This is a genomic window from Methylomonas stagni, assembly GCF_050154735.1.
In the GTDB taxonomy this organism is placed as follows: Bacteria; Pseudomonadota; Gammaproteobacteria; order Methylococcales; family Methylomonadaceae; genus Methylomonas; species Methylomonas koyamae_A.
In genome coordinates this window covers 2,477,098-2,500,079 of the sequence record NZ_CP189557.1, presented here as the reverse complement: position 1 = coordinate 2,500,079, position 22,982 = coordinate 2,477,098, and the positions used below count along the sequence as shown (strand labels likewise).

Here is a 22,982-nt window from a genome sequence, read left to right as displayed (position 1 = left end):
ACGGCAAAAGCATCTAGTCATCAATAGGACGTCTCAGTAAAGAAAATCCCCACGTCGATTGGCATTTGATCAATATTTGTCGGCACATCTGTCACGGTTGGGTTAAGTGGATTGGCTGCATTGAGGTCGATCTGGTATATCCCGACTTATTGAGCTGTTGAATATGCCTTGCCAAAACGGACTAAAACTCCAAGCGTACCGAACCCATGGCTGTCAGTGGCGCACCAGGGTAAATCCCAACTCGCGGCGGGGCGTTTTGAAAAGGATCGGTGGATTCGTAGTAGGTTTTATCCAGCAGATTGCGGACATTAAATTGGGTGATCAAGCGGGATTTGCCAAGCTGATAGGTGTAGCTGGCAAAGGCATCCAAGCGGGCATAGCCGGGTAATACAAAGGTATTATCGTTGTCACCTTGCCGTTGTCCCGCGGCAAACAAACCCAGGCCAAAACTCAAACCGTTCAACGGTTCGTAGTGATGAATATCGTATTTGAGCCATAAACTGCCGGAATGCTCCGGCACATTGTTAAGACGGTGGCCCTGCAGACCGGAAAAATCTTTGGTGATACGCGCATCGGTAAAGGCATAGTTGCCGATGATGCTGATCTCATCGGTCAGCCGTCCGGCCATATCCAACTCAATACCTTGACTGCGGGCTTTGCCGATAGCCGCACTGGCGAAAGGATCGGGGCTGTTGAAATCCCGGGTCATCAAGTTTTCTTTGGTTAAATGGTAATACGCCAGTGTCGTGGACAGGCGCTGGTCGAAAAACTCGGTTTTAAACCCGGCTTCGAATTGTTCGCCGATTTCCGGATTAATCGTCGCGCCGGTGGCGGTTATGCCATTGTTGGCCCCGAAAGACGTGGTCCAATTGCCGTAGATACTGGCCCAGGTCCAGGGTTGATAGAGAACACCCACCCGTGGGCTGAAACCTTCATCCCGGCGCGAAGGCAGAGCGGCGTCAGCAGTACTAGCCGAATTACCTATGCCCAAACCGGTTCTCGCCCAGTCGTAGCGACCACCACCCAAGATATGCACCTTATCCCAAAGCGTAATATGATCCTGAAAGTACGCGCCATACCAGTCATCACGAAACACGTAATGATTCGCCCCGTCATCCGAAGGGGTTGCCAACGCGTTGGCGTAATAGCTAGGATCAATACCGTATTGGGGATTATAAATATCAATTTCCAAACCGGGCACAGGGTCCTGGTAGTTGCCGTAGAACTGATAGCGTCCAACTGCGCGCAAATAATCGACGCCAATCAAGGTTTGATGATTTACGCCCAGTAATTTGAATTTTCCGGTCAAATCCAGATTGGTCGTATAGGTTTCGTTGTCGGAGGTTTGAGAAAATATATTCCGCGCATAGCGGCGATTACCCGTGCTCGGATCGAAAAACTGTTCGACGGTAAAACTGTTGGCGGGTTTGACCGAGGTGTTTTTATCGTAAATAAACGAAGCCAGGAACCGATTGCGCAAGGTCCAGTTATCGTTGAAAGCATGGCTTAGATTGAAGCCAAGGTTTACCTTGGAGTTAGTATCGATCGGATCGTTAGGGTCGATAAAGGACCGGCTAACCGGAATCGGCGCCGGGCGATTGCCGATAGCGAACAAGCCTCTATCAACCTGGTAATCCTCATGCAAGGCTTCCAGCTCCAGGGACATTTCCGTCGCGTCGCTGGGGCGCCAGGTCAAAGAGGGATTTACCAGCACCCGATCATTGAAATTAAAATCCCGAAACGATTTATTGTTTTGATAAGCGCCGGAAAAACGATAGCTCAACGACTTATCGCTGGTCATCGGTCCGGTGGCATCCCATTCGGTTCTATAAAAATCGTACGCGCCGAAACGCTGCTCCACCGAGTAATAGGCCTCGTCGCGAGGTTTTTTGGTCACTAGGTTAATTAAGCCGCCAGGCTCGATACGGCCAAACAAAACCGCCGCCGGACCTTTCAGTACTTCGACACGTTCCAGATTCGCCGAATCGAATTGAGCGCCTTCCCCAATGCCCAAACCGTTGGCGACCAGACCATTTCGATAAACTCGACCGTTCCGAAAACCACGAACGATGTAGGCATTACTCAGGCCCAAGGACGATTGCGGACGTATGCTGCTGACGTTTTCGAGCGCGTCTTTAATGGTGGTGGTTTTTTGATCGTTCATCACTGCCCTGGGCACTACCTGAATCGATACCGGGGTTTCCATGATAGGCGTATCGGTTTTTGTGGCGGCGCTGGCGCTGGTGCGGTTGTAGTCGGGATTATAAGGATCGCTGTCGGCATAGCCGGATTTGCCTGTGACCGTCACCGCCGGCATAGTCGTAGCCGTTAGGGGCTCAGCTACCGCGATTTTTTCCAATTTCACGGTATTGCCATTATTGAATTGGTAGCTTATCCCGGAACCCTTTAGCAAGCGCGTCAACGCGGCTTCCAATGAATACAGTCCGCTAACGCCCGGCGAATCGATACCCTTGACCAGTTCCGAGTTGTAAACGAATTGCACGCCGGATTGTTCGGCCAGGGCGCTGAGCGCGGCATACAGCGGTTGCGGGGCGATGCTGAAGGCGCGGGTTTCGCCGTTGACGGCGGTGCTGTCGGCTTGGCTGGGCAACGGCAGAGCCAGGGCTGCAAGGCTGAAACACAGCGACAAAGTCTTGATGCCGCGCGATCGGCCTGGCGGGGTTTTGTCGGTTCCGATGGCCGGGCTTTCTGTATTTCTCATGGATTGGGTCCTCAGTGAATGTGTTCAAGCTGAGAACGATTGGCGGCTAACAAAGCCGTACAAGTCAGCCCGCGACAAATTGTCGCAGGGCTTCGCGGCCGGCTAGGATCGTAAAAAGATCAGCGGGCCAGCACGTACCACTTTGATGGGCAGGGTTTGTTCCAGTGCTGTCAGCCAGGCGTCGATGTTTTGGATATCGACGGCGATATTGACTTCCCGCTCTGCCAATTTGTCGTCCAGCAACCGGATTTGGCTACGCCGGTAGCGGTTGATTTCGGCGATCACCTGCTTCAATGGCACGAAATTCATCAGCAGCCTGCCACGGCGCCAAGCATCCGTGCCGTTCAATTCCACGGTTTGCGGTGTGCCGAGCGGTCCGGTGCCAAAAGCCAATTGCTGGCCGGGTTGCAGCGTGGCGCTGTCGGTTTGCGCGCCGTGCGCGGAAGGCCGGCTGCTGCGCACCTTGCCTTGCAGCAGTGTCACCGCGCCGGCCTTACCGTCGTGTCGAACGATAAACCGGGTGCCCAGGGCCTCGGTCGTCGTGGTGCCAGTAGCGACACGGAACGGCCGACTGGCATCGTGCGCAACATCGAATTCGGCTTCGCCGCGCAGCAACTCGATGCGCCGCTCGTTGCCGTTGATCGAGACATCGATCGCGGTATCGGTATTCAAATGAACGATGCTGCCGTCGGCCAGTGTGATCGAGCTTTGCTCGCCAATGCGGGTGCGGTAATCGGCCAGCGGATGTTGCAGATAATCCGGATAAAAACCGGCCAGCGCCGCCAGCAATAGCGACGCGGCGGCGGTAGCGCTCCAACCGCGTCGAAGCACGCCGCTGGCCCGTCGCCGCTTGGCCGAGGCCAGACGTCGCCGGCGATCGGCCAGCAGCGGTTCCGGCAGAACTTGCCACAGTTGGGTGATGTCTTGATAGGCTTGCTCGTGCGCCGCATCCGCCCGGCGCCAGGCGGCGAACGCGGCGGCGGTTTCCGCCGAGACCGCGCCGGACGTCAGACGTACGTGCCACTCGACGGCGGTGCGGCGCGCGCGGTCTTCGAGAGTTTCGGGCGTATCGGTCATCGGCGGCTGGGCAAACGGTTTAGGGAAATCACTATAACGAATCGGCGCGGGCTAAACCATATTAGGTGTCCAGGGCTTGGCGGCATTGCAGTAGAGCGCGGGCCAATTGCTTCTCCACCCAGCTCAGGGAAATGCCCAGACGCGCGGCGATTTCGGCGTGGCTCAGCCCTTCGATCCGGCTCAGATACAAGATGTCGGCACATAAATCGGGCAATTCCGCCAGCGCGGATTCGATTTGCCGCCAGTCGTCCCGCGCTTGCGCGCTGCGCTCGGGCGACGCGGAAACATCGACTTCGGTGGCGCCGCCCAGGTAGTGGTCGAGCAAATCGTGATGGCGTTTCTCGGCGCGCAGATAATCGATCGACAGATTGGCCGCCACCGCGTAAAGCCACGCGCGCACTTCGCCTTCGCTATTCGGCGGCGGCTTCAGCAAGCGTAGTCGCAGGTAGATGTCTTGAATCAGGTCGGCGGCGGTGTCCGGGCAACGCAGGCGCTGTTGCAAAAAGCCAAGAATCCGCGGTCGGTGGTCGATAAAAATTCGATAAATGTCGTGTTCCGAGAATGCCATCCGCGACCAGCTGCCGATCCCAAGTTGCCAAACGTGGCAAATCCCAAAGCGGAATGCGTGCCAGATTCGTTGGTTTGTACGGTGGACCAGCGTTTTCGGGCGGCTCATGACGACAAAGCAGCGGCTCGGTGGTTCGAGCTCGGGTTAAAACTGTGTGATATACCTCAGCGCTAGGGCATATGCCTCACTCAGGCGCCGATCCGAAGGTGGCGGACACTATCGAACCCAGGGCGTTCGGACTCAATCGATACCGGTTCTAGGCTTGCCGCCGTCGCTTGCTTCGCGGCCCGAAAAGGCCTGGACCGAGCGGCTAAACGCTTGGAGTTGGGCGTCGATTCGGCCGTTGAAGCTATCCGCCGGATAGCGGCCTTGGTCGTCGGCGCGGCCGATGTCCGTTCCGGTCAGCAAGGCCAGTGCTTGCTCGACGCCGCCGACCGGGTATATATGAAACAGGCCGGCTTGGGCGGCATGCACCACGTCCCAACGCAGCATCAAATGCGGCACGTTGCCTGCCGGGATGATGACACCCTGCGTGCCGGTCAGGCCGCGGGCGTTGCAAATGTCGAAGAAGCCCTCGATTTTTTCGTTGACGCCACCGATGGGCTGCACCTGGCCCAACTGGTTGATCGAGCCGGTCATCGCCAAGTCCTGGCGTAACGGTACCTGCGCCAGCGACGACAAAATCGCGCACAGCTCGGCCAGCGACGCGCTATCGCCCTCGACATGGCCGTAAGACTGTTCGAACACCAGGCCGGCCGACAGCGAGAACGGCGTATCGCGGGCGTAACGGGCGGCGATGAAGTGCGACAAAATCAGCACGCCCTTGCTGTGTAGCGGGCCGCCGAGTTCGGTTTCGCGTTCGATGTCGACGATCTTGCCGTTGCCCATCCGGGTAGTCGCGGTGATGCGGGACGGCTGGCCGAACGCGAAATCGCCGACTTGCAACACCGACAAACCGTTGATTTGACCGATCACCTCGCCGTCGGTATCGATCATCAACGTGCCGCGTTGGATATTTTCGTAGAGTTTTTCGCGGATCTTGTCGAGCCGGCGGGTCTTGAGGTCGATAGCCTGTTGTACGTCGCTGTTGGCGATGGTGGTATGGCCGTTTTCGCCGGCCCAGTAATCGGCCTCGGTCAGCAAATCCTTGATCGTGCGCAGATGGGTCAGCAACTTATCGGCGTCGCCGGCCAGCCGGGCGCTGTGTTCTATCACCCGCGCCACCGCTTGCCGGCTCAATGGCCGCAGCTGTTCGCGGCGGGCTATCGTCGCCAGCAAGCGAGCGTATTCCAGCGTGTCGCCGTGCCGGTCCATGCTGCCTTCGAAATCGGCGGCGACCTTGAAATAGTCCTGAAATTCAGGATCGTAATAACCCAGCAGGTAATACAACATCGGATCGCCGAGCAAAATGATCTTGACGTCCAGCGGAATCGGTTGCGGTTCCAGCGAGGTGGTGCTGATCAGGCTCAACGCCCGTTCCAGCGACTCGATGCGTATCTCGCCGGCCTGCAAGGTACGTTTCAGCGCTTCCCAAGCGTAGGGTTGTTGCAGCAGTTTGCGAGCGTCCAGAATCAGATAGCCGCCGTTGGCCTTGTGCAGCGCGCCGGGCTTGATCATTGTGAAATCGGTGATTAGCGAACCCATCTGCGCTTGATGGTCGATGCGGCCGATCAGATTGGCGTAGTTCGGCAAATCCTCGCAAATTACCGGTGCCGAGCGTTTGCGACTGAAATCGACGATCAGATTGACCTGATAGCGCTTGAACGGCTGCGGTTCCTGCGGTATTTCCAGGAAGGACAGGGTTTTTTCGCCGTGCGGCATGAAGTCGCGGACATGCTCTACGATGTCTATTTGCACCGCGGTCAGATAGTCCAGAATCGGCTGCCACTTGGCGTATTTTTCCTTCAGCTCGTCGATCGAGTGATTGACCGCCAACTCGGCCATCTCCCGATTCAAGGCTTGCAGCTTGCGCTTGGTTTCCTTGCGCCATTGCGGAAACAGTTTGATCGCATCCTGTACCCGTTCCTGCAAGCCCATCACCGTGTCATGGTAGTGGCGTTGCTTGTCCTTGTCGAGTTTGCCGAATTGTTCCGGCGTCAGCGGTTCGTTGTTGTCGTCGGCCGGCAGAAAGGCGTAACCGGTCGGCGTTTCGGTGAAGATGATGTGCGCCTGATCGGCGTCGTCGCGGATTCGGTTCAACACGTTGAGTTCGCGCTGGCGCGATTCGTTGTCCAGTTCGCCGGCCCGCGAGCGGTATTCGTCGCCGTCGAACGCCGCCGGAATCGCCACGCTCAGTTCGTCGATCAGTTCGGCCATGTCCGACTGAAAGGCTCGACCCTGACCGGGCTCCAGGCCGATCGCCTTGGGTTTGGACGGCTGCGCGAAATTGTGCACGTAACACCAGTCCAGCGGGACCGGCTGGCGATGCGCCTCATGTTCAGCCAGTTCGCGGACGATGGTCAGCTTGCCGGTGCCGTCGGGTGCCAACGCGAAGATGTTGTAGCCGGGCTTGCGTAGCCGGACGCCGAACTTGATCGCTTCCAGGGCTCGCGTCTGGCCGACGACGATGTCCAACTCCTCCAGTTCCTCGGTGGTCGCGAACGGCAACTCCTCCAGGCTGCAGGCTTTATAAAGCAGGGTCGGCGCGAGTGCTGGGATGGTCATCGGGTAAAGTCCTTGTCGAAAGATCGCGGGTTAATGGCGTGTGGCGCGCCGGTGAACGTCAGAACGTATCGTCGGCGCCGGCTGGGTAGTCGCGCGGCGGGCAGGCGTAGCGTTGCTTGAAGACCCGGCTGAAGTGAGCCATGTCGTTAAAGCCCCAACGTAGCGCGACTGCGGTCAGATTGCGGCAGGCGGGCGGACCTGCGCGTAACTCGGCCGCGCAACGCGCCAACCGGCGTTCGCGGACGTAACGCATCAGCGAGGTATTTTCGGCGCCGAAAAGATCGTTCAAATAGCGGGCGGACAGCCCCAGTTCGCGGGCCAGGCGGGCCGCGTTCAACTCAGGGTCGGCCAAGCGCGATTCGATGTGGCGTTTGGCGCGGTCCAGCGCGGCGGCGCGGCTGGCCGACAATTCGAAGCGGGCCGGCCGCAGTTCCGCGAAAGCCTTGACCAACAAATCCTGGAGCTGCTCGGCGATCAGCGCGGTTTCGTCGGCCTTCAACGTGGCGGCTTGCGCCAGCGCGGTCCGCGCCAGGGCGCCGGCGACGGCGGCGAGCCCTTGTTCGCCCGGCAGGCGTAGCGCGGTGCAATGTTCGACGCCCGGCAGGCGGGCACGCAACAAGGGGCGCGGAATGGCCACCAGCAGCTTGGCGAAACGGTCCGGGCAGTCGATGCGGTGGGCTTGGGTGGCGTCGTATAAGGTCCAATCGCCGACTTGCGGAAAGGCCTCGCGGCCGTGCTGGCGCAAGCGGTAACGGCCGTCCAGCAGCAGTACCGCGAAATAGGCGTCTTGGCTGGCCGAATCCGGTTCGCCTGGCAAGCTGCGCAAGCCCAACGGGTTGGAGCGGATCGCCGACAGACGCAGATTGGACCAGTGATGTATCGTCATTTCGTTGAACAACGGCTGGTCGGTGGGCGGCTCGATGTCGACTCTGGCGTATTCGCGGCCGATGACTTCGCGCAACCAGGCCTGCCGGTGGGACGGCGCGATGGTCTCGGTCGAGTAAAAGTCCGCGTGTATGGGCTGGTCGTCAGTGCGTTTGGTCATGGCTGATCTGGGTTGGCGAGCGCAACATACTATTGGCGTAAGTGCCGTTTTGGTCAAGCGTCGGGGCCGATTCGGACAAGCGGGCGAGCGCCGAGCACGTTAGCATACGGCTTTTTCCTAGAGGTCCGCGATGAATTCCTTATCGAATCCGAATCCCCTATTGTTGAAAGGCGCCGGTTGCTGGCTGTTGGTCGCGCTGGTCATGGCCTGGTGTCTGGTCGGTCTGCACTTCGAGTTGGCGCCGCTCCAGGCCTTGTTTCCCGGCAAGCCGGCCCGCTTGCTGCAGGCTCATCTGGACTTTTTATTGATGAGCGCGTTGCTGCTGGGCTTTTACGGCGCTCGCTTTCCGCTGCCGGCTATTGCCTGTTGGGCCATGGTGATCGGGGCGTTCACCAACTCCAGCCTGTTTTTACTGATGGCGATGTTTCCGGTGCTCGACGACCCGGCCGCGACCGGCGTCGCGGTCGCGGTCTTCAAGCTGTATACCTTTGCCAGCATCGTCACGACCAGCTTCGGTTTTGGCCGCGCGGCTTGGGCGGCGGTCAGACACGCCGCTCAGTCGGCTTGAGGTCGGATCTCGATCAGGCTCAGACAGCGTTCGGCGATGGCTTGTGCTTGGGCGTCCGGCTCGAATCCGGCGTATTTCGCCGCGAAAGCTGAGGCCGCGGCGGCGTAGTTCGGCCGCGCGCTCAGGTCCTTGAGCAGTGCGCGGAAATTGGGCTTGAGGGTCTCGGCCGGTAGCTGGATGCCGGCACCGACTTCGACGATGCGGCGGGCGTTGATGGCTTGCTCGATCTGCATCGGCAGCACCAATTGCGGCTTGCCGGCCAATAGACAGGCCGCGCCGGTAGCGGCGCCGCCGTGGTGGACGGCTAGATCGCAAGTCCCGAGCGCCGCTTCCAGGCGTAGCGGCTGAGCGCAAATATGTAGATTGGCGCCGGCGTGTTGGTCGGCAAAGGCCGCGGACGCGCCGGGAATGTGCAGCAGGCACGACCAGCCGCTGGCGGCTAGCGCTTGCAGTAGAGGGCCCAGGGCAGGGTACTCCGGGCGCAGGTAGCCGAACAGCTTGAGTGCCGAGCCGGTCGGCCAGCGCGGTTCCGAGCCGGCGGTCGCATGCAGCGCCGGGCCCCAATAACGGGCGGAGACGCGTTGCGGATAGGCGTCCAGTTCCGGCCAAGTACACAAAAACCTTTCGGCGGTCTCGAACAAATCCGCCAAGGTCCGCAACGTCGGTGCTTCCAGCCGAGCCGCGACGGCGTTGGCTCCGGCCAGCACGCGCGCTTCGGTGTCGGCCAACTCGCGTGGCGCGGTCGGTAACCAGGGACGTAACGCGGGCAGGGGTGGCTGGCCGGCGGAATTTGAAAGCCGCCGCCGAACAGCGCCCCGGTCAGCGGCAGACCGCGCGCGGCTAATTGTGCGGTCGGCGCGTGGTCGAACACCAGCAGGTCGGGTTTCAGGTGCCGATACAGGGCGCGCCAAGCGTTTGCTCGGCTGTAGAGCGCGGTCGGGTCGGTGTAGCCGGTGTTTGCCAGTATCCCGGCGTAATTCAGCGCCGCCGGTAGCGGCCGGCCGTCCGGCCAATAGACCGGCGCTTGCAAATAGTCGAAAGCCTCGTCGCCGAGTAGCACGTCGGCGAATTGCAGATTTTTCAGCACAAAAATCACGTCGTGCCCAGCCTGTCGCAACCGTCTCGCCACCGGCAAGAACGCGGCGATATGGCCGTAACCGGCGCCCAATTCCCAACAATACAGAATACGGCTCATCGCCGGCATGCCGTTGGGCTGGAAACACTAGGGGAGGCCGGAGATTGCGCATTCCGCGATTCGTTTCGGGCCGTTCGTCCCGGCGGTTCCGCACGGGACGCGGTTTCCGCCCGCCGCTCCGGATTTCCCGCCGCGCCATTCACAGAACGCTGCCCAGCGGCTATCTTTAACGCTGTCATTTTTTTACCGTGTCATCTCGTGATGTTATTACCCTTGGCAAACCCGGATAGCGGCGCTATCCCAGCCGCCGGTCCGGCGTGTGGTAAACCAGCGTACCCGTTCAGTGTTCTCGAGCCGCGCAACGTCGCGTCCAAGCCGCTCATTTTAGCGGCCTTTGCCGCGTTGGTTTCGGCGCTGCCGGCGGTCGAAGCTTACACGCTCGATTTTTCTCCAAGCAGTTACAGCGTCGACGAGGCCGGCGGTGTCGTTGAGGTCACCGTCAATTTGGCGTTGGGGCGGAGCGATTACGGTAGTTGTTTCGTCTCCGGCGTGGTTTCCGCCAGCGGTGGTACGGCCACCGCCGGCAGCGACTTCAGCATCTCCGGAGGCGATTTCAGCTTGGATGCGGTCCAGAACGGCTCGGCGACCGTCGTGGTCAACATTAACGACGACAGCGAGGTTGAGAGTAGCGAGACGATCAATCTGACCTTACAGTATCAGCCTGACTGCGACGGTTCGATCAATGTCGGCTCCGGCGCCACGATTTCGATCGCCGATAACGATGTCGCGCCAACGCCAACCCCGGATCCGACCCCAACGCCCGATCCAACTCCGACCCCTGATCCAACGCCGACGCCTGATCCAACCCCAAATCCGACGCCCAATCTGACCAGCGACCCGGGCTTCTCGCCAAACCAACAAGCCATCTACGACGGCCTGACCTCCGCTTGCGAAAATGCCAGCGGCGCTTTGGCGGCACGTTGCGAGACCATCACCAATAACGATTTGAACCAGGTGATTCCGGATGAAGTGGCGGCTCAAGGCGCCGCCGCGATCGATTTCGGGTTCAAGCAGTTTTCGATTATTCACGGCCGTATCGTCAATTTACGAAATTCGGGGTCGCAAGGTTCGACCTTGCTCGGGTATTCGACGATCAACATCAACGGCGAGGCCCTGCCGGTTGGCAAGGCTTTGCTGGCGGCCTTGAGTCCGGCGCGCGGCGGCGCGGCCGGCGACGATCCCGCCGAAGATCCGTTTCGGGACAGTCCGCTGGGCTTTTTCATCAAGGGCCAATTCAACGTCGGTCAGCGTAACGCCAGCTACAAGGAACAGGGTTACAAGGTCGACCGCAAGGCGGTCACGCTAGGCGTCGATTACCGGTTTACCGACGAATTCGTATGGGGCGCCTCGTTCGGCTACGGCGGGGCCAACACCGATTACCAACGCAACAACGGCAAAATGGCCAACGATGCTTACGAGTTTTCGTCCTACGGCAGCTACTTTCTCCCCGCCGACTTTTATGTCGATTGGATCATGAGCTATGCATTGCACGCGTTCGAAATGGACAGGCGCTTGAATTTAAGCGACATCGATACCGTCGCGCGCAGTTCGGTCAACGGCGATCAGTACGGCATCAGCCTGGGTCTGGGCAAGGATGTCGCCATCGATAGTTTCGTGCTCAATCCCTACCTACGTTGGGAGTACATCAACACGCAAGTCGATGCCTATCGGGAAGCCGGCGGCGGAGGTCTGGGTTTGACCTACGACCGTCAGGCCATGGAGTCGGTCACCTCGACGATAGGCGCGCAAGCCAGCAAATCGGTCAGTACCCCCTGGGGGTGTTGACGCCGGGCGCTCGTTTCGAATGGGTGCATCAGTATATGAACGACAGCCGCGCGATTCGAGCCCGCTTCAGTCAGGCGGCGGCCGGTACCGGTTCGTTCAGCGTCGCCACCGAGAACCCGGACCGGGACTATTTCAATTTGGGCGGTTCGCTGGCGATGACCTTGCCGGAAGGGCGAGCCGGCTTCTTACGTTACGAATACCGCGCCGGCCAAGCCTATATTTCCGATCATACCGTCGAGCTCGGGGCCAGGATTCCGTTTTAAGCACCGGATTTTGCAGGTGCTTGGTCGCTTGCTTGGGTAATAGCGTTGACCGGACGCTATATAGCCATGCGAACCCGCCGCCGACCAAATCCGGAACTAGGGTCGATTCGGGTCTATGCTTTCTTCACGAGGCCGTTTTTTGCGTATCGGCCGCTAGCCTTCTGGGAGGGGAAATGGAAAGTTTTGCGAACTTGTCGATTCGGGTGAAAACCGCGATTCCGATTGCGTTGATGTCCTTGGTGTTGGTCGTGGTGGCCGGGCTCGGCTACAACTATCTATCGAAACTGGGCGACCACACCCGGCGCCTGGGCGAGGTCGAATTGCCGGCGCTGGCGGTGTTGCTGGAAAGCGACCGCGACATGTATCAGGCGATGCTGGCGGAACGTACCCTACAATCGCCCGGTTTGGACAGCGCGGCGGCCGACAAACTCAAGGCGTTTCACGCCGAGAACCTGCAACAGGCCCGTACTCGCTTCAGCAAGTTTCTGGCCTTGTCCGACCTGCCGAATGCCGGCCAGTACGAAGCCCGCTTCGATTCTTCCTTTCAGGCTTGGGTTAAGCAAAGTCAGGCCAATATCGCCTCGGCATTAGCCGGTAAGCCTGCCCCCTATCAAAAAGGCGAGGCGGATTTCGAGAAAGCCCGGGCGGTCATCAACGAATTGACCGAGTTGGTCAACGCTCAAGCCGACAGCTTGCGCGCGGCCGCCGGCGCGGACGTGGCGTTCAGCGTGCGGGTGTCGTTGGCGGCGCTGTCGGTGGGATTGGCCTTGGCCTTGGCCTTTGTGTGGGTCTTTCCTCGGCATATTGCCGAGTCGCTGCGACCCGCACTGGACGCGGCGCGGCGCATGGCCGACGGCGATTTGAATTTCGAGCTGAAGACCGAACGTACCGAGGAGACCGGTCAGTTGCTAAAGGCGATGGAAAGCGTCCGGCTCAGCCTGCGGGCCATGGTGGCCGATACCGAACTACTGGTGGGCGCGGTGTCCGACGGGCGACTGGAAGTCAGGGCCGACGCGGACCAGCATCGCGGCGCCTATCGCAATATCGTCGCCGGAATCAATCGGACCCTGGAAGCGATCGTCGAGCCGGTCAGCGCCGCGATCGCGGTCCTGGAAGAGGTCGAACGCGGCAAATTGACCCGAACCCTGGACGGTGACTATCGCGGCCAATTCCTGAACTTTAAAAATACCGTCAACAACACGATCAACCGTCTGGCCGAAACCATCGGTCAGGTGATGCTGGCGGCCGATGCGTTGCGTAACGCCGCCGAGCAGATCGACGCCACTTCGCAAGCCTTGGCCAGCGCCGCTAGTCAGCAGGCCAGCGGGGCCGAACAGACCAGCGCCAGCATCGAGCAAATGGCGGCCAGCATCGAACAGAACGCCGATAATGCCCGGATTACCGACGGCATGGCCGGCGAGGCCGCGCAAGAGGCAGCGACCGGCGGCGCGGCAGTTCGGCAAACCGTGACGGCGATGCAGCAGATCGCCGCCAAGATCGGCATCATCGACGATATTGCCTACCAAACCAACATGTTGGCCTTGAACGCGGCGATCGAGGCGGCGCGGGCCGGCGACCACGGCAAAGGCTTCGCGGTGGTCGCCGCCGAAGTACGCAAGTTGGCGGAGCGCAGTCAGGTCGCGGCTCGGGAAATCGGCAAACTGGCCGAAACCAGTGTCGAAACCGCCGAAAGCGCCGGTAACTTGCTGGACCATATCGTGCCGGGCATCGCCAAAACCTCGGAGTTGATTCGGGAAATCGCCGCCGCGTCGCATGAGCAGTCGATTGGCGTCAGCCAGATCAACGCGGCGATGTCGCAAATGAACCAAGCCACCCAGCAAAACGCGTCGGCCAGCGAACAGTTGGCCGCCACTGCCGGCGGCATGACTGGACAAACCGACCAACTGTTGGAATTGATGCGGTTTTTCGACATAGGCGAAGCAGCGGGGCCCGCCGCCGAAAAATCCGTGCGTCCGGACGCGCCGCGCGGACGATTCAAACGTTTTTGAATGAGGGTCGCGGCTTTTTGAACGGTTGGGGACGCTGATGACGTCACGATTTTTCAATCGCTTCTCTCTGGGCACGGCGAGTTTGGCCGGATTGGTCGGGGTCGTCGGCTTTGCGGTATTGATGGGATTTAGCCTGTGGCAGGAACGGCTACAGCGCATTGCCCACGCCCGGGTCGAAACCGAAAACATCGCTATGGTCCTGGAAGGGCACGCGCTGGCGACCGTGCAAAAAATCGATTTGATCTTGAACGACGTACTGGGCCATTTGCGGGCCGACGATATGAAGGCGCGCTTGGGCGACCAGACCGAACGCGCGTTGGAACTGCATCGTTTGCTGATGGACAAGGCCACCAGACTCAACGACGCGGCTATCATCGAAACCGGCGCGATTCAGGTGTTCGATGCCCGAGGCGATTGTCTGTACAGTTCGCTGGACAGCCAGCCGCCGATCAGTATCGCGGATCGTGAATATTTCCAACGTCATAGCGCGGACCCCAGCGTCGGTTTATCGATCTCGCCGCCGCAGATTTCCAAGACCCTGGGTCTGCGAAAAATCTCGCTGACCCGGCGCATAGACGGTCCGGACGGCCGCTTTGCCGGTGTCGTCAACGTTGTGACGCTGTTGAGTTCCTTCGAAAAGTTTTACGCGACACTGGATTTGGGCGAACACGGCGCGGTCGTGCTGCGCGACGACGCGATGCGCTTGCTGGCGCGTCATCCGATGCTGACCGAGGACGCCGCCCAACCTTTTCCCGACCACCCTGTGCTCGGTTTTGTCGCGCGCGGTAGCGATCGCGGTCATTACGTCGAAATCAGTCCGGCCGACGGCGTCAAACGCCTTTACAGCTTCCGCCGGGTGGGCCATTACCCCTTATTCGTACTGGCGGCCATCGCCGAGCAGGACTATCTGGCCGAATGGTACGAGCACCTGCGCTGGTACGGGGCCGCCGGTCTGCTGATCGCGCTGTTGTCGCTGAAATTAATGCTGACGGCCCGTTACGGTCTGCTGAAGTGGCAGAGCAACGAAAAAAAATACCGCTATATCGTCGAAAACGCGCCGATCGGCGTCTTCCAATGCGACAACCAGGGCAAACACCTGTTCGCCAACCTGACGATGGCTCGGCAGTTCGATTGCGAGTCGGTCGAAGAATTCATGGCTACTTATGGTGGCGCCGACTTTCGCTTCGCCGACTCCACTCAATTATGCAAGGCTTTGGAATCCGACCGGGAAGTCCGCGAATTCGAAACCCGCGCCGTGTTGGCCGGCGGCCATACCAAATGGTTCTCGCTGTCGGCCAGGGCCGACGCCAACGGCGTCGTCAACGGTTTTACGCTGGACGTCACCGACCGCAAGCAAACCGAGGAAAAATTGCGGATGTCCGAAGAGCGCTTGCGGCTGACGCTGGAAGCCGCGCAAATCGGCATTTTCGACTGGGATGTGGTCAGCGATCGTTTCGTGGTTTCGCCGATTTACTACAGCATGTTGGGTTACTCGCCCAAGGATGGTCAAGGCGACCGCGAAGAATGGCTGGAGCGGGTGCATCCGGACGACCGGGCGATGGTGGCCGGCAAAATCAACAGCGTGTTGGCCAAGCAAGCCGACGCCTACACCTACGAGGCGCGGATCCGCCACGCCGACGGCGAATACCGTTGGTTGAGCGCCAAGGCTTTCAACGTGGAACGCGGCGCGGACGGCGCGGTCGGACGCGTGCTCGGCATTCGGATGGATGTCACCGACCGGAAACGCAACGAAGAGGAATTGGCGCATTATCGAGATCATCTGGAGCGCTTGGTCGACGAACGCACCGCCGAACTGCTGGAAGCCCGGAAGCTGGCCGATGACGCCAACCGCGCCAAGTCGGATTTTCTGGCGAATATGAGTCACGAAATCCGCACCCCGATGAACGCCATCATCGGTTTGACCCGCTTAGCGTTGGATACCGAGCTTAGTCAACAACAACGCGATTATCTGGGCAAGGTATTGAATGCGTCGCAGGCTCTGCTGGGCATACTCAACGATATTTTGGATTATTCGAAAATCGAAGCGGGCCGGATAGACATCGAGGCGGTCGATTTTTGTTTGGAAGATATTTTGCGCGCCACCGCCGATTTGTTTTCGTTTCGGGCCGAGGAGAAAGGGATCGAATTGTTTATCGACATGGCCCCGGACGTGCCGGAGTGGCTGGTCGGCGATCCGTTGCGGCTGAGCCAGATTGTCGACAATCTGGTCGGTAACGCCATCAAATTTACCGAGCGCGGCGAAGTGCATTTGAAGGTCGAGCAAAAAGAGATCACGGCGGACGCGGTGTGCTTGCGCTTCGCGGTGCGCGATACCGGGATCGGCTTGACGGCGGATCAGGCCAACCGATTGTTCCGGCCGTTCGTGCAGGCCGAGGCCGGCATCACCCGCCGTTTTGGCGGTACCGGCCTGGGCCTGACGATTTGCAAACGCCTGGTCGAGATGATGCGCGGCCGCATCGCATTGTCCAGCGAACCGGGGCGCGGCAGTACGTTCGTGTTTACCGTGTGGCTGGGTTTGCCGGATCCGCAAAAACCGCGAGCCAAGCCCGGCCGCGGCTTGCACGACTTGCGGGCGATGCGGACGCTGGTGGTCGACGATCAGGAAACCTCTTTGCTGATTCTGCGGACCATGCTGCAAAGCTGGGGCTTTCAAGTGACGACCGCCGACTCCGGCGCCGCCGGTTTGCGGTTTTTCGAAGAGGCCGAACGCGACGGTCAACCCTACGATTTGTTGATCCTGGATTGGAAAATGCCGGCGATGAATGGGCTGGAGTTCGCTCGGGCCTTGGCCGAACTGAAGCCGGAGAATCGCCCGCCGATTACGGTAATGGTGACCGGTTTCGGCCGAGAAGAACTGGCCGCCGCCACCGACGGCGCCTTGATCGACGCGATTGTCGGCAAGCCGGTGACGCCGTCTGAAATGTTTGACGTTTTGATGGCGCTGCAACGTCAGGAGCACGTTAGGTCGAAACCGACCGCCGACGTGTTCGAAACCAGCCGGGTGTTGTTGGATGGCATACGCGGCGCCCGGATTCTATTGGTCGAGGATAACGAACTCAATCAGCAAGTGGCTAGAGAGTTTTTGACGAAAAGCGGATTGTCGGTGGAGCTGGCTAACAATGGGCAGGAGGCCGTTGATCTGGTGCAGCGCCAGCGTTTCGATGCGGTGTTGATGGATTTGCACATGCCCGTCATGGATGGCCTGGAAGCGACCCGGCGAATTCGGGCCCTGGCGGAGGGCCGGCATTTACCGATCATCGCGATGACGGCGGCGGCGATGGCGCAAGATCGCGAGGCTTGCGCGTTGGCGGGCATGAACGGCCACGTCGCCAAGCCGGTTGAGCCGCGAGAACTCGCCGAAGTGCTGGCGCGCTGGGTCAAGCAGGGCGGAGAGCGGCCGGTGACGATACTTGAGTCGGCCGGGACCGTCGATGCGGCGCCGGCCGCGGTCGATAGCGAAGCCGAAATCGCCGGATTGGCGCGGGCCTTGCCGGGCGTTTCGGTCGGGGTGGCGTTGCGACGCATGGGCGGTGATCCGCTGTTCTATCGGCGCTTGTTGGCACGCTTTGCCGAGCGTCATGGCGATGCCGGCGCGCAAATTCGGCGCTTGGCGGGCGACGGCGATAATGAAGCGCTCTATCAGCTGGCCCACAATCTGAAAGGCGAGGCCGGCAATTTGGGCCTGGATAGCATTGCCGGTCCGGCCGATCGATTAGGGCGCTTGCTGAAATCCGCCGGCGCCCAAAACTGGGCCGAGTTGGCGGCAACCCTGGCGAGCGAATGCGAGGCGATGACGGCGCGCTTGGCCGCGCTGACACTCGATGCCGCCGCTGTTCCGGCGGCGCCGAGCGGCGGTGGGGCGGGGAGTTTTGGCCGCGCCTGGCCTTGCTCGAGCAGCAGTTGCGGAGTAAAAGTTTGGAGGCCCGCCATCTGGTCGACGAACTGGAAGGAACGCTGGACGATCCCAATTTGGCGGAGCAATTCGCCAAAGTCGTCCAAGCGGTCAAACAATTGCGTTACGACGCCGCGTTGGTCGAATTGGCCACACTCGGCGAAGACCGTAGACCTTAGGAGTAGAACATGAGCGCGCAAAACAAGGCTCAACGGGTTTTGATTGTCGACGATTCGCTGAGCAATATTGAGTTACTGGACCACATCCTGGGGAGGCATTACGCCACCAGCTTCGCGACTAACGGTGCCGAGGCGCTGGAACTGGTCGACCGGTGTCCGCCGCATTTGGTGTTGCTGGACGTGGTGATGCCGGGCATCGACGGCTACGAAGTCTGCCGGCGCTTGCAAGCCGATAACGCCACCCGCGCCATTCCGGTGATTTTCTTAACTAGTCTGGACAGTCCGGTTGACGAGGAATACGGTTTGTCGTTGGGCGCCGCCGATTTCATTCACAAGCCCGTGTCGCCGCCGGTGGTGTTGGCCAGGGTGCGCAATCATCTGGCCCTGGCCGATACCACGCGAGAGCTGCGCCGGCACAACGAAAATCTGGAGCAGTTGGTGGCCGAGCGCACCGAGGAGTTATTGCAGCGCAACCGGCAGCTAATCGCGGCCCAAGGCTCGGTGATCTCGGCGTTTTGCGCGCTTGCCGAGGTCCGCGATAACGAAACCGGCAATCACATCCGTCGCACCCAAAATTATGTGCGCGAACTGGGTGAAGCCCTGCGCGGCCACCCGCGGTTCCGAAATTGCTTGAACGACGAAACCATCGAGTTGATGTACAAAACCGCGCCGCTGCACGACATCGGCAAGGTGGCGATTCCCGACGCGGTGTTGCTGAAGCCCGGTAAATTGACCGATGCCGAGTGGGTGATCATGAAACGGCATTGCGAGGCCGGTCGCGACGCGATCGTGTCGGCGGCTCGCGAATTCGGCGACGGCGAGGGGGCATTCCTGGAGTGCGCGGCCGATATTGCCTATTGCCATCACGAGCGTTGGGACGGCAACGGCTATCCGCGCGGTTTGCGCGGCGATAGCATTCCGATTAGCGCCCGGTTGATGTCGGTCGCCGACGTCTACGACGCACTGACTACCAAGCGGGTTTACAAGCCGGCCTTCAGCCATGCCGAATCGGTCAAATTGATCTGGGAGGGGCGCGGCAGTCAGTTCGATCCCGACGTCACCGATGCGATGACGGCGCTGGCAGGTCGCTTCGAGGCGATAGCGGAGCAATACCGCGACGGCGAATAAGACGCCGTCACAACCAGCCGTCCCTGGCGTGGTCGAGGATCGCGGTGACGGCCGGATGTTGCTGTTTGCGGCGTAGCGTGATCGCGTAAAAACGTTCCAGCACCGTTTCAATCCGGCCCAACACCTCGACGCCGTATTGCCGGCAAATTTCGCCGGCCACCGCGCTCGGCGCGACGAACAGGCCGGCGCCGCCGGCGCCGAAGGTCTTCAGCAGCGCGCTGTCTTCGATTTCGGCCTGAATGTTGGGACTGATCCCGTTGGCGTCGAACCATAAGTCCAACGAGCGCCGCAGCGCGGTATTGCCGGTCGGCAGCAAGAACGGCGCGCCGGTCAGCGAGCGCGGAAAGCGATCCCGATAAGTCGCCGCCAAGCCGGGACTGCCGAACACGCTGACATCGCATTCGCCCAGAAAGTGGTTGAAGGCCTTGGCGCCGCTGGCCGGGGTCAGCGGCGTATCCGACAGTACCAAATCGACGCCTTGCACGGCAATCTCGGCCAACAGCCGGTCGGCCTTGTCTTCGTAGCAATGAATCTGGACCGGTTCCGGCAAGCGGAAAACCGGTTCGATTAGCCGGTACACCGCCAACTTGGGCAATGCGTCGGATACGCCGACCGTCAAGCGCCAGGCTCGCCCGGTCGGCAGGCCTTTCAAGGTATTGGTCAGTTCCCGGCCCAGCGTGAATATCTCGTCCGCGTAATGAAACACCACCCGCCCGGTATCGGTTAGCAGCAACTTGCGGCCGCTTTTGAAGAACAACTTGTCGCCGATGGCTTGTTCGAATACCGCCAGTTGGCCGCTGACGGTCGGCTGAGCCAGATGCAATTTTTCGCAGGCCCGAGTGATGCTGGCTTCGCGGGCCACATGCCAAAAATAAAACAAATGCTGGTAATTGATGCGTTCCTGCATGGCCTTTGCATAGAAATTTTCGATGTATTTATTCTAATCTTTCTATTTAACAATACCAAAGACTAGCGTTACCCTATCGACAAAGTGGCCGGCCCGCTTTTTGCTGCTCGATGCGGTAACCGCTGACCATGATGGAGACTTAAGTGACTAAACATACCGACGATAAACAACTGCGCCGCTCGATTCGTTTGCTGAGTTCGATGTTGACCAGAGTGTTGAAACACCAAGGCCAACGCGATGTGGAGGAATCCGTCGCGCAATTGCAGCGACGCTTCGCCGCGCTGATGCGCGACAACACGCCGGCCCGGCGCAAGCCCCTGCAGGATGTCGTCGAGCGCTTGGACGCCGACGAAATCGGCCAGGTGGTCAGAGTGTTCAACCAATATTTCAGCCTGTTGAGCATCGCCGAGGAGTCGCATTCGCTAGGCCAGCGCCGCCAGCGCCAGACCGGGCATTTCTGGCCGGGCTCGTTCCACGACACCTTGTGTACCTTCAAGGAATCCGGCATCGGTGCCGAGCAAGTCCAAACCTTGTTGGCTGATTTGCTGTACTTGCCGGTGATGACGGCCCATCCGACCGAGGCCAAGCGTCGTACCGTCAAGGGCGCGTTGCGCAATCTGTTTTTGACCCACGAACAGATCGACGGCAGCCGGCAGGGTCCGGGCCGTAAGGCGGCATTGGAACGCTTGCAGGCGCAGATTCAGTTGCTGTTGCGCACCGATGAAGTGCGCGGCCGCAAGCCCGGCGTGGTCGACGAAATCGATACCGGCCTGTTTTATTTTCCGCTGTCGCTGTTCGAGGCGACCAGCAAGGTTTACCGGAATTTCGAGGAATCGATGGTCGATGTCTACGGCGAGGAAGCGGCCGCCGGCGCGCGGATTCCCAGTTTCTTGAAGTTCGGATCGTGGATAGGCGGCGATCGCGACGGCAATCCCAACGTCACCCCGGAAACCACGGTGCTGGCGCTACGGCTGCAAGCGCAAGCGATCCTGCTGGAGTATGCGCGGCGTCTCGATGCGTTGCGCGGCCAGTTGTCGCATTCCTACGGCTTGTGCGAATTGACGAGCGAATTCAGTGCCAGTCTGGAAGCCGACCGCACCGCATTGGGGCCGGCGGTGGCCGAATTGGCGCGGCCTTATCTGCAAGAGCCCTACCGCCATAAATTGACCATCGTCAAATACCGGATAGAGCAGGGCTTGGAACGCATTGCCAGGCGCTTGCGCGGCGACGCGGAACCGGCCGATTGCCACGCCTATCCCAGCGTGGCCGAATTCCTGCGCGATTTGCGTCTGATCGACCGGTCGCTGCGCAACCACGGCGACGCCAATATCGCCGAACTGGAATTGCACGACCTGATTCGCCTCGCCGATACCTTCGGCTTTCATTTGATGCATCTGGACGTGCGCCAGGAATCGACCCAGCATAGCGAGGCGGTGGCCGATATTCTCGGCGCGGCCTTGGGCATCGATTATCGGGCGATGAACGAGCACGAGCGCTTGCAATTGCTCGGCGAGGCGATCGCCGCGCCGGGCGGTTTGATGTTCGATCCGGGCGCGTTGCCGTTGGCGACCCGCGAAACCCTGGCCTTGTTCGAAGTGATGGCTAGCAGCCGGCGCGAGATCGGTCCGGACTGCTTCGGCGAATACGTGATTTCGATGACCCACCACGCCAGCCACGTCTTGGAAGTCATGTTGTTGGCCGCTCAGTGCGGCTTGGTTGGCCGGATCCGAGGTCATTGGTACTGCAACATCGGCGTCAGCCCGCTGTTCGAGACGATAGACGACTTGAACCGGATCGAGGAGGTATTGAACGACTTATTCGATTCGCCGACTTACCTGACCTTGTTGAAAGCGTCCGGTCGCCGTCAGGAAGTGATGTTGGGGTATTCGGATTCGTGCAAGGACGGCGGCATTCTGGCGTCGGCCTGGGGCTTGTATCGGGCGCAACGCCGCATCGTCGATATTTGCGATCGGCGCGGCATCCGCTGCCGCTTGTTTCACGGCCGCGGCGGCACGGTCGGCCGCGGCGGCGGTCCGACCCACGAGGCGATCTTGGCGCAACCGGCCGACAGCGTGCGCGGACAGATCAAGTTTACCGAGCAAGGCGAAGTCTTGTTCTATCGCTACAACAACATGGAAACCGCGATTTACGAGCTGACGATGGGCGTGACCGGCTTGCTGAAAGCCAGTGCCAGTCTGGTGCAACCGGTCGCCCCCGATAATCCGGACAATTTGGCGGTGATGGACGAGTTGGCACGGATCGGCGAGCAAAGTTATCGGGAATTGACCGAGCGTACGCCGGGCTTTCTGGATTATTTTTACGAATCGACGCCGGTCGGCGAAATCGGCCGCTTGAACATCGGCTCGCGGCCGTCGCATCGCAAAAAGCAGGACCGTTCGAAAGAGTCGGTGCGGGCCATTGGCTGGGTATTTGCCTGGGCCCAGTCGCGGCAAACCTTCCCGGCTTGGTACGGCGTTGGCCTTAGCGTCTCGACCTGGTGCGCCGGGCGTAGCGAGCGTTTGGAGCAACTGCGCACCATGTATCGGGATTGGCCGTTTTTCCGCAATCTGCTCAGCAACGCGCAAATGGCCTTGAGCAAGTCGGACATGGAACTGGCGCGGGAATACGCAGGTTTGTGCGTGGACCCGGAAACCGGCAAACGCGTGTACGGTTTGATCGCCGGCGAGTATCAACGTTGCGTGGAGTGGGTGTTGGATGTGGCGCAAATCGATAGGCTGTTGGCCGACAACCCTAGCTTGGCCGACTCGCTGCGCCGCCGCGACGCCTATCTGGGCCCGTTGAATTTCTTGCAGGTCTGCCTGTTGCGCAAGGTGCGAGAAGACGACACCGGCGCCGGCGACAGTCCTTGGCTGAATCCGCTGTTGCGCACGATCAACGCGATCGCCGCCGGCATGCGCAACACCGGCTAATTTCGCGGCGGCTGGCCGGCGCCGCAATA

The 22,982-nt window shown here is 60.2% G+C and carries 12 protein-coding genes and 1 pseudogene; 6 read left to right on the top strand and 7 right to left on the bottom strand.

What is annotated here, in order from left to right; all coding sequences use genetic code 11:
* Positions 1 to 181: 181 nt before the first annotated feature.
* From ACP4CD_RS11550 to ACP4CD_RS11530, 5 genes are all read right to left on the bottom strand, one after another.
* Positions 182 to 2,722: a TonB-dependent siderophore receptor gene (locus ACP4CD_RS11550; protein WP_426994636.1), complete on the bottom strand. Its 2,541-nt coding sequence runs from the start codon at positions 2,720 to 2,722 to the stop codon at positions 182 to 184.
* Between the two features lie 102 nt (positions 2,723 to 2,824).
* Positions 2,825 to 3,799: a FecR family protein gene (locus tag ACP4CD_RS11545; RefSeq protein WP_426994635.1), complete on the bottom strand. Its 975-nt coding sequence runs from the start codon at positions 3,797 to 3,799 to the stop codon at positions 2,825 to 2,827.
* A gap of 61 nt (positions 3,800 to 3,860) precedes the next feature.
* Complete coding sequence (locus tag ACP4CD_RS11540) at positions 3,861 to 4,367, bottom strand: RNA polymerase sigma factor (protein ID WP_064024584.1); 507 nt, start codon at positions 4,365 to 4,367, stop codon at positions 3,861 to 3,863.
* Positions 4,368 to 4,607: 240 nt separating this feature from the next.
* Entirely contained in the window at positions 4,608 to 7,031 is a 2,424-nt protein-coding gene (locus tag ACP4CD_RS11535; protein ID WP_426994634.1) for a Lon protease family protein, read from the bottom strand.
* A 58-nt stretch (positions 7,032 to 7,089) separates the two neighbouring features.
* A complete protein-coding gene (locus ACP4CD_RS11530) occupies positions 7,090 to 8,076 on the bottom strand; it encodes a helix-turn-helix domain-containing protein (protein WP_426994633.1) in 987 nt (328 codons plus the stop codon).
* 130 nt (positions 8,077 to 8,206) lie between these two features.
* Here ACP4CD_RS11530 and ACP4CD_RS11525 point away from each other — a divergent pair, with 130 nt between their 5' ends.
* The gene (locus ACP4CD_RS11525; RefSeq protein WP_064024560.1) at positions 8,207 to 8,644 is read left to right on the top strand and encodes a hypothetical protein; all 438 of its coding nucleotides are present in this window, start codon (positions 8,207 to 8,209) and stop codon (positions 8,642 to 8,644) included.
* Here the strand turns inward: ACP4CD_RS11525 and ACP4CD_RS11520 are convergent.
* Positions 8,632 to 9,372 (bottom strand): glycosyltransferase, encoded by a 741-nt coding sequence (locus ACP4CD_RS11520; protein WP_426994632.1) that lies wholly within the window; start codon positions 9,370 to 9,372, stop codon positions 8,632 to 8,634. The genes ACP4CD_RS11525 and ACP4CD_RS11520 overlap by 13 nt on opposite strands.
* 419 nt (positions 9,373 to 9,791) lie before the next feature.
* Between ACP4CD_RS11520 and ACP4CD_RS11515 the strand changes: the two are divergent.
* From ACP4CD_RS11515 to ACP4CD_RS11500, 4 genes and pseudogenes are all read left to right on the top strand, one after another.
* Positions 9,792 to 11,887 (top strand): annotated as a pseudogene (locus tag ACP4CD_RS11515) (autotransporter domain-containing protein).
* A gap of 173 nt (positions 11,888 to 12,060) precedes the next feature.
* The gene (locus tag ACP4CD_RS11510) at positions 12,061 to 13,896 is read left to right on the top strand and encodes a HAMP domain-containing methyl-accepting chemotaxis protein (protein ID WP_064024556.1); all 1,836 of its coding nucleotides are present in this window, start codon (positions 12,061 to 12,063) and stop codon (positions 13,894 to 13,896) included.
* A 37-nt stretch (positions 13,897 to 13,933) separates the two neighbouring features.
* Entirely contained in the window at positions 13,934 to 18,001 is a 4,068-nt protein-coding gene (locus ACP4CD_RS11505) for a response regulator (RefSeq protein WP_426994631.1), read from the top strand.
* Positions 17,998 to 19,116 (top strand): HD domain-containing phosphohydrolase, encoded by a 1,119-nt coding sequence (locus tag ACP4CD_RS11500; RefSeq protein WP_071154867.1) that lies wholly within the window; start codon positions 17,998 to 18,000, stop codon positions 19,114 to 19,116. The genes ACP4CD_RS11505 and ACP4CD_RS11500 overlap by 4 nt, the downstream gene beginning before the upstream one ends.
* Positions 19,117 to 19,123: 7 nt before the next feature.
* Here the strand turns inward: ACP4CD_RS11500 and ACP4CD_RS11495 are convergent, their stop codons facing one another.
* Positions 19,124 to 20,023 carry a LysR family transcriptional regulator gene (locus tag ACP4CD_RS11495; RefSeq protein ID WP_064024551.1) on the bottom strand — a complete coding sequence of 300 codons (900 nt, stop codon included), beginning with the start codon at positions 20,021 to 20,023 and terminating at the stop codon, positions 19,124 to 19,126.
* A 143-nt stretch (positions 20,024 to 20,166) separates the two neighbouring features.
* Between ACP4CD_RS11495 and ppc the strand changes: the two genes are divergently transcribed.
* On the top strand, positions 20,167 to 22,953 hold the full coding sequence (gene ppc / locus ACP4CD_RS11490; RefSeq protein WP_426994630.1) for a phosphoenolpyruvate carboxylase: 2,787 nt from the start codon (positions 20,167 to 20,169) through the stop codon (positions 22,951 to 22,953).
* The last annotated feature ends 29 nt before the right edge of the window (positions 22,954 to 22,982 follow it).